At 72.5% G+C, this 8,372-nt stretch carries 7 protein-coding genes; 3 read left to right on the forward strand and 4 right to left on the reverse strand.

Features of this window, described 5'->3' with window-relative positions:
- Positions 1 to 310: 310 nt before the first annotated feature.
- A complete protein-coding gene (locus AC2CHG_RS27965; protein ID WP_013288022.1) occupies positions 311 to 751 on the forward strand; it encodes a carboxymuconolactone decarboxylase family protein in 441 nt (146 codons plus the stop codon).
- A 60-nt stretch (positions 752 to 811) separates the two neighbouring features.
- Here the strand turns inward: AC2CHG_RS27965 and ndk are convergent, their stop codons facing one another.
- Positions 812 to 1,237, reverse strand: a complete 426-nt coding sequence (ndk, locus tag AC2CHG_RS27970) for a nucleoside-diphosphate kinase (RefSeq protein ID WP_013288023.1) — start codon at positions 1,235 to 1,237, stop codon at positions 812 to 814.
- A 145-nt stretch (positions 1,238 to 1,382) separates the two neighbouring features.
- Between ndk and AC2CHG_RS27975 the strand changes: the two genes are divergently transcribed.
- Positions 1,383 to 2,747: a VOC family protein gene (locus AC2CHG_RS27975; RefSeq protein WP_484525916.1), complete on the forward strand. Its 1,365-nt coding sequence runs from the start codon at positions 1,383 to 1,385 to the stop codon at positions 2,745 to 2,747.
- Between the two features lie 41 nt (positions 2,748 to 2,788).
- On the opposite strand, the gene AC2CHG_RS27980 is transcribed toward AC2CHG_RS27975, so the two are convergent.
- Genes AC2CHG_RS27980 through AC2CHG_RS27990 form a run of 3 tightly spaced genes read right to left on the reverse strand, consistent with a single transcriptional unit; the run spans position 2,789 to position 7,183 of the window.
- Complete coding sequence (locus AC2CHG_RS27980; RefSeq protein WP_355514152.1) at positions 2,789 to 3,175, reverse strand: DUF4233 domain-containing protein; 387 nt, start codon at positions 3,173 to 3,175, stop codon at positions 2,789 to 2,791.
- Complete coding sequence (locus AC2CHG_RS27985; protein ID WP_484525917.1) at positions 3,172 to 4,506, reverse strand: bifunctional folylpolyglutamate synthase/dihydrofolate synthase; 1,335 nt, start codon at positions 4,504 to 4,506, stop codon at positions 3,172 to 3,174. Before AC2CHG_RS27985 ends, AC2CHG_RS27980 begins: the two co-directional genes overlap by 4 nt.
- Before the next feature lie 58 nt (positions 4,507 to 4,564).
- Positions 4,565 to 7,183, reverse strand: a complete 2,619-nt coding sequence (locus tag AC2CHG_RS27990; RefSeq protein WP_484525918.1) for a valine--tRNA ligase — start codon at positions 7,181 to 7,183, stop codon at positions 4,565 to 4,567.
- A gap of 69 nt (positions 7,184 to 7,252) precedes the next feature.
- On the opposite strand from AC2CHG_RS27990, the gene AC2CHG_RS27995 reads away from it, so the two are divergent.
- Positions 7,253 to 7,930: a hypothetical protein gene (locus tag AC2CHG_RS27995; RefSeq protein ID WP_484525919.1), complete on the forward strand. Its 678-nt coding sequence runs from the start codon at positions 7,253 to 7,255 to the stop codon at positions 7,928 to 7,930.
- The last annotated feature ends 442 nt before the right edge of the window (positions 7,931 to 8,372 follow it).

Consider the following 8,372-nt stretch of genomic DNA (forward strand, 5'->3'; position numbering starts at 1 on the left):
CCGCAGGCCGGGTGCGGCGGGCGCGCCGGGCGCGCCGAGCAGCGCGCCGCCGGCGACTCCGGCACCGGCGACCAGGCCGGCGCGGAGCAGGGTACGTCGATCGAAGTGCGTCATGGGTTCTCCCGGTCTCGGCAGTGTCGCCAGCCCGGTCTACCGGCCGCAGGTAGCCGGGAACTCCGGTCGAGGTGACCGGCACGTCAACGACTGCTGTCCAGCGCCCCGGCATGACAACCGTCACACCGCCGGGCCGTCACACCGCGCCCACCGTGCCCCGTCCTGTGCGCGTACCCGAACCCTCAAGGAGGCGGCGATGAGCCGGATGGACATGGCGGCGGTGGCACCGGAGGCGTACCAGGCCGTGCTGGGCCTGGAGAAGTACGTCCGGGCGAACGTGGACCACACCGTGCTGGAGCTGGTGAAGCTGCGGGCGTCGATGCGCAACGGCTGCGCGTTCTGCGTGGACATGCACAGCCGCGAGGCGCTGGCGGCCGGTGAGGACAGCCGCCGGCTGTTCGCTGTCGCGGCGTGGCGCGAGGCGCCGTTCTTCGACGAGCGGGAGCGGGCCGCGCTGGCCCTCACCGACGCGGTGACCCGGCTCGGCGAGCACGGCGTGCCGGATGACGTCTGGGACGCCGCGGCGAAGGTGTGGTCGGAGAAGGAGCTGGCGGACCTGGTGATGGCGATCGCCACCATCAACGTGTGGAACCGGGTCGCGGTGACCTGCCGGACGCAGCCGCCGGCGCAGGTCTGATCGCTGACACACGACGGCCCCGGTCCCGCCAGGAGCGGGCCGGGGCCGTCGGCGTGTCGGTCAGGCCAGCTCGGGGAACCAGAGCGCGATCTCGCGCTTGGCGCTGTCCGCCGAGTCGGAGGCGTGCACCAGGTTCTCCCGGTTCGACAGCGACAGGTCACCGCGGATGGTGCCGGCGGCGGCCTTGCGGCCGTCGGTGCTGCCGATCATCGCGCGCACGACCTCGACCACCTGGTCGCCGGAGAGCACCAGCGCCACCAGCGGGCCGCTGGTCATGAACGTCTTCAGCGGCGGGTAGAACGGCTTGTCGACGTGCTCGGCGTAGTGCTGGTCGGCGAAGTCGCCGTCCATGGTCCGGCTCACCATCGCGTCGATCCGCAGGCCCTTGCGCTCGAAACGGGACAGGATCTCGCCCACCAGACCGCGGCGCACCGCGTCGGGCTTGATCAGTACGAGCGACCGCTCGTCCGGGCTGCTGCTGGACACGCTGGGTTCCTCCTGCGCACTCAAACGGGGTTCGGCTGGGTACGGTCAGCGTAGCGACCCGGTCCCGGCGCCGGCGCGGCGGCTGCGTCTTCCCTGGCCCGCCGCGGCGGCCTAGCCTGGCCCTGGAACCCCTGGGAGGTCCACTGTGGCGAATGGCGGGAACCGCACGATCGCGCCGGTACGCAAACTGATCGGGGCGGTGCTGGGCACCGTCGCCACCTTCGTGACCGTGTTCGGGCTCGGCATGACCAGCTGGGCCATCGTGGCGCTCGGCGTGGCGCTGCTGGTGCTGGCGATCGCCCTGGCCACGGTACGCGGCGGCGGCCGCACCTGGGTGATCGGCCTGGGGCACGTGCACAGCGCCTCCGAGCCGCCCACCCAGTACGCGTTCGGCCGGTGCGAGCTGCAACTGGTGATCGACGCGCCGGGGCTGCCGCCTCGCTCCAAGAAGATCATCGAGCCTCGGGTGCCGGTCGCCAAGTGGCCCTCGCTGGGCCAGGCGCTGCCGGTCCGGGTGGCGCTGGACGACCAGCGGCACGTACGCGTGCTCTGGGACGAGGTGCCCACGCACGCCGAGAGCGCCGCCGCGGTCGCCGACCTGCCGCCCGAGTACGCCGTCGAGCCGGACCCGCTGGACGAGCCGCTGATCGCGCAGGAGGCGCCGCCGTGGGCTGGGCGCGCGCCGGAGGACGACTTCCGCGACGACTACCCGCCCGCGCCGGACCCGTACCTGGACGACGTACCGCCCCGGGCCGAGGACCGCGAGCCGGTGGTGCTGCACCAGAGCCCCGGCGGCCCGGTGGTGCTGGAGGGCCAGCTCGTCGAGCGGGCCGAACGCACGGCCGGCCCTGACCCGCTCCCCCGCCGCGCCCCGGCGCCCCGCTCGCCGGCCGAGGAGCCGGTCGACACCGTGCCGGTCGAGACAGTGCTCGTCGACTCCGGGCCGGCCGGCTCGGGGTCGGCCGACGCCGGACGGGCCGACATCGGGCCGGCCGACACCGAGACCGACCCGATCGACGTGGCGCTGGACGACCCCGCGGACGCCCCTCGGCGCTCCGACGCGCCGCCGACGCCCGAGGAACTGGACGAGGCGATCTTCGGCCCGTCCGGCGCGACCGAGCCGGACGAACTGGCCAGCCCGATCAGCGGCGTCGGCATCACGCTGCTCGTCACCGACCTGGACCGGTCCCTCGACTTCTACCGGGAGCTCGGCTTCGAGGAGCTGGACCGGGGCGAGGGCAACGCCGTGCTCGTCTCCGGGCCGACCCGGCTGGTGCTGCGCCGGGTGACCGGCGCCGCCCCGATCAGCCGCCGCCTGGTGCACGTCAACCTGGAGGTGGACGACATCCAGGGTGCGTACGAGCGGCTGCGCGACTCCGGCGTCCGGTTCACGTACGCCCCGCGCGTGGTCAACCGGGGCACCAAGCTGGAGGTGTGGGCGGCTGCCTTCCGCGACCCCGACGGCCACGGCGTCGCGCTGACTCAGTGGCGCACCCTCGCCCAGGTGTAAGGAAGGCCCCCTTCTCAACACCCGCGACAGCGCGACGGCGCTCAGCCGAGGATGACCCGCCGCACGTGCAGTGCGTACGCCCACACCAGCGCGAACATCACGCCGAGCGCGAACAGCGACCAGTGCAGCAGCCCGGAGAGCAGCAGCAGTCCCTGGATCACGGTGCCGGCGTGCCATGCCCATGGGCGGCGCATCATCCCGGCGAGCACCACACAGGCGACCGCCAGCGTCACGATCGCGCCGATCGCCGCGCCGCTCAGGTCACCGCCGACCACCCGGATCGGCTGGATGGCCAGCAGCAGCACCAGCGCCTCCAGCGACATCGTGCCGGCGCCGAGTCCGCGCACCGCCTTGTCCGGGTTCCGCAGCCCGGACCGGCGGACGCCGTCGGGCTGCTCCGGCCCTGTCGGGCGCTGCGGGCCGGTCATCGCTTGAGCAGCCGGCGGGCGTCGGCCACTGTCACCACCGATCCGGTGATCAGCACGCCCACCCCGGACAGCTCGCCCGGCACGTCCGCCTCGGCCTCCGCCACCGCCGCCTCGATGGCGTCGGGCATCTCCCGGGTCACCTGCACCCGCTCCGGCCCGAAGATCTCCCGCGCCAGCGCGGCCAGCTCGTCCACCGGCATCGCCCGGGCCGAGCTGTTCTCCGCCACCACGATCGAGTCGAGCACCGGTTCGAGCAGTTCCAGCAGGCTCGCCGCGTCCTTGTCACCGAGCACCGCGAGCACGCCGACGAGCTTGCTGAACGCGAACTCCTCCTGCACGGCGGCGACCGTCGCGGCCATCCCGTGCGGGTTGTGCGCGCCGTCGAGCAGCACCGTCGGGGCGGTACGCACCCGCTCCAGCCGGCCCGGCGAACTGGTCGCGGCGAATCCCTCACGGACCGCCTCGATGTCGAGCTGCCGCCGGGCGCCGGCACCGAGGAACGCTTCCACGGCTGCCAGCGCGACCGCCGCGTTCTGCGCCTGGTGCGCGCCGTGCAGCGGGATGAAGATCTCCTCGTACACTCCGCCCAGGCCCTGGATGGTCAGCACCTGGCCGCCGACCGCGACCGCGCGGCGCAGCACGCCGAACTCGGCGCCCTCGCGGGCGACGGTGGCGTTGACCTCGGCGCAGCGTTCCAGGATCGGACGAGCAGCCTCCTCCTCCTGCGCCGCCGCGATCACTGTGGCGCCGGGGTGGATGATGCCGGCCTTGTGCAGCGCGATGTCCTCGATCGTGTCGCCGAGCCACTCGGTGTGGTCCAGCCCGATCGGGGTGATCACGGCGACGCCGGCCTGGATCACGTTCGTCGCGTCCTCCGCGCCGCCGAGCCCGACCTCCACCACCGCCACGTCGACCGGGGCGTCGGCGAACGTGGCGAACGCCAGCGCCGTGGTCATGTCGAAGTACGTCAGCGGCTCGGCGAACCGCTGGTCGACCAGCTCGGCCAGCGGCGCGATCTCACGGTACGTGGACACGAACCGCTCCTCGCTCACCGCCTCGCCGTCCAGGCTGATCCGCTCCCGGACGGTCTCCAGGTGCGGGCTGGTGTAGCGGCCGGTGTGCAGCCCGAACGCCCGCAGCAGCGAGTCGATCATCCGGGCCGTCGAGGTCTTGCCGTTGGTGCCGGTCAGGTGGATCGACGGGTACGCCCGCTGCGGGCTGCCCAGCAGGTCGAGCAGGGTCTCGATCTTCTCCAGCTCGAAGTGCATCCGGGTGAAGCCGCGCGCGTTGAGCGCGGCCTCCACCTCGGCGAACTCGGTGCGGTCACTCATGCGGAGCCATCTTTCGTTCGCGACTGCGGGGCTCGCAACCCCGGCTCACTCCTCGCGCTCACGAGGAAAGCGCCTCCAGGGCGGCGTCGATCCGGACCAGGTCCGCCTCGGCCACCGCCAGCCGTTCGCGGATCTTCGCCACCACCGGCTCGGGCGCCTTGCCGACGAACGCCGGATTGTCCAGCTTCGCCCGCGCCTGGGTGGCCTCCTTCTCGGCTGCCGCCCGGTCCTTGGTGAGCCGGGCGCGCTCGGCGGCCACGTCGATCGAGCCGCGGGTGTCGAGCGCGACGCTCACCGCGCCGGGCATGGCCAGCGTGGCGCTCGCCTGGAAATCGTCGCCCGGCGCGTCCAGCCGGGCCAGCGAGCGCACCAGCGGCTCGTGCGCCGCGATGCCCGCGCCGGCCAGGCCGTCGAGCCGCGCGGCGACCCGCTGGGTCGGCCGCAGCCCCTGGTCCGACCGGAACCGCCGGACCTCGGTCACCACCCGCTGGAGGGTGCCGACCTCGCCCTCCGCGGCGTCGTCGATCAGGGTACGGTCGGCGACCGGCCAGGACGCCGTCAGTACGGTCTCGCCACCGCTGAGCGCGGCCCACAGCTCGTCGGTGACGAACGGGATGACCGGGTGCAGCAGCCGCAGGAGCTGGTCCAGCACGTGGCCCAGCACGCGGCGGGTGGCGTCGGCGGCGGGGCCGCCCTCGGCCAGCACGGGCTTGCTCAGCTCCACGTACCAGTCGCAGACGTCGTCCCACGCGAAGTGGTAGAGCAGGTCGCAGACCTTCGCGAACTCGTACGCCTCGAACTGCTCGTCGACCTCGGCGGTGACGTGCGCCAGCCGGGACAGGATCCACCTGTCGACGGTGGAGAGGTCGGCGGCGGCCGGCAGCGGGCCGTCGGTGTGCGCGCCGTTGAGGAGCGCGAACCGGGTGGCGTTCCAGAGCTTGTTGCAGAAGTTGCGGGAGCCCTGGCACCACTCCTCGCTGACCGGCACGTCCTGGCCGGGGTTGGCGCCCCGGGCCAGCGTGAACCGGGTGGCGTCGGCGCCGAACCGGTCGATCCAGTCCAGCGGGTCGACCACGTTGCCGAACGACTTCGACATCTTCTTGCCGTGCTCGTCGCGGACCATGCCGTGCAGCGCCACCACGTCGAACGGCTGCACGCCGTCCATCGCGTACAGGCCGAACATCATCATCCGGGCGACCCAGAAGAACAGGATGTCGTAGCCGGTGACCAGCACGCTGGTCGGGTAGAACTTCGCCAGGTCGGGGGTGCGCTCGGGCCAGCCGAGCGTGGAGAACGGCCACAGCCCGCTGGAGAACCAGGTGTCCAGGACGTCCTCGTCCTGCCGCCAGCCCTCGCCGGACGGCGTCTCCTCGTCCGGGCCGACGCAGACGATCTCGCCGTCCGGGCCGTACCAGACGGGGATGCGGTGTCCCCACCACAGCTGGCGGGAGATGCACCAGTCGTGCATGTTGTCGACCCAGGCGAAGTAGCGCTTGGCCAGCTCGGCCGGCTCGATCTTCACCCGGCCGTCGCGCACCGCGTCACCGGCGGCCTTGGCGAGCGGCGCGGTGTTGACGAACCACTGCAACGACAGGCGCGGCTCGACAGTCGTCTTGCACCGCGAGCAGTGGCCGACCGCGTGCAGGTACGGCCGCTTCTCGGCCACGATCCGGCCCTGCTCGCGCAGTGCCGCGACGATCGCCGGGCGGGCCTCGTACCGGTCCAGGCCCTGGAACGGGCCGGGCGCGGTGATGACGCCGCGCTCGTCCATGATCGTCAGTGAGGGCAGGTCGTGCCGCTGGCCGATCTCGAAGTCGTTCGGGTCGTGCGCCGGGGTCACCTTGACCATGCCGGTGCCGAAGCTCGGGTCGACGTGCTCGTCGGCCACGATCGGGATCCGCCGGTCGGTGAGCGGCAGCTCCACCTCGGTGCCGATCAGGTGCTTGTAGCGCTCGTCGTCCGGGTGCACCGCCACCGCGGTGTCGCCGAGCATGGTCTCCGCGCGGGTGGTCGCCACCACGACCTCGTCGCCGTAGCGGATCGAGACCAGCTCGCCCTCGTCGTCGGTGTGCTCCACCTCGATGTCGGACAGCGCGGTGAGGCAGCGCGGGCACCAGTTGATGATCCGGTTGGCCCGGTAGATGAGCCCGTCGTCGAAGAGCTTCTTGAACATGGTCTGCACGGCCCGGGACAGGCCCTCGTCCATGGTGAAGCGCTCACGGTCCCAGTCGACCGCGTCGCCGAGCCGGCGCATCTGGCCGAGGATCGCGCCGCCGGACTCGGCCTTCCACTGCCAGACCCGCTCGACGAACTTCTCCCGCCCGAGGTCGTGCCGGGACAGCCCCTCACCGGCGAGCTGCCGCTCGACCAGGTTCTGGGTGGCGATGCCGGCGTGGTCCATGCCCGGCAGCCAGAGCGCCTCGTACCCCTGCATCTTCTTCCGCCGGGTGAGCGCATCCATGAGCGTGTGCTCGAACGCGTGCCCCATGTGCAGCGAGCCGGTGACGTTCGGCGGCGGGATGACGATGGTGAACGGCGGCTTCTCGCTGTCCGCCGACGCCCGGAAGTGCCCGCCGGCTACCCACTGCTCGTACCGTCGCTGCTCTACCTCGCCGGGCTGGTACTGGCCGGCGAGGGTCGGGGCGTCGGGGCGTCGGGCATCCAGTCTCTCGGTCACCCTGAAAGTCTACGGAGCGCTTTCGGGGACCCGACGTGCACCACCTGTGATTCGCGTACGGTGGCGGTCATGTCCGACGCGCATCTCACCGAGCGCCCGGTCGACGGGGGTTCCGATCCGGTCGAGCTGACCGATGAGCCGATCGAGCTGAGCCGCCGCGATCCCGCGCAGGAGCCCGAACGCCGTCCCGTGTCCCGGCGCCGGAAGATCGTCCTCACCGCCCTGCTGGCGGCCGGCCTGGCCGGTGCCGGCGCGCTCGGGCTGGGCGGCTGGCGGGTGATCCAGCAGAAGGACACCACGCTCGGTCAGCCGGCCGAGGTGGCCGGGCTGGTACGCGACGACAGCGAACGGGCCCGCAGTACCGCCGACTACCTGCGCGACGGACTGGCCGCCGACATCGAGCTGGACCGCGGCTACGGCGCCGTCTACTCCGACCGCGGGGACGCCAAGCGATCGGTGCTGCTGTTCGGCGGCACCACGCTGCTCTGGCAGCCCGAACGGGACCTGGACACCCTGTTCGGCCTGATGGCCGACGAGACCGGCCGGGTTGCAGGGCTGCGCGAGGTGGACGCGGGCCGCCTGGGCGGCGTGATGAAGTGCGGTACGACGAGCGGCGACGGCGGCGACTTCGCGGTGTGCGGGTGGGCCGACCACGGCAGCGTGGTGATGGGCATGTTCCCGGGTCGCCGGGTCGACGACGCAGCGGCCCTGTTCCGGGACATCCGCGAGTCCGTCCAGCGCCGCTGACCCGCGACCTCGGCGCTCACTCGTCCGCGCCGGTACGGGCGAGGTGACCACAAACGCCTTGCCCCGTCCCCGCCACGTCGCCGTGCCGGCGGTCCCTTCCCCTCCATGCCACCGGTTCCGGGGTAGGGGCTGCCCAGCCGCCTGTTCGGGGTGGGTGGATGCCGCGCAGGCCGTGCCGCCACTTCGGGGAGGTGGCGGGACGATTCGCCAGTTCGGCGAGGTGGCTGGATCCGGGGCAGTTCGTTGCCGCCACTTCGGCGTAGTGGTGGCCGATTCGCCAGCTCGGCGAAGTGACCGATGCGCCCATCACCCGCATCGGGGCCGGCAACGCAATTCAGGGCCACCCCGGTGGGGGGTGGCCCTGAATTTGAAAGATTGTCCGGCGGTGTCCTACTCTCCCACACCCTCCCGAGTGCAGTACCATCGGCGCTGGAGGGCTTAG

This window comes from Micromonospora sp. ATLC20, assembly GCF_057196585.1.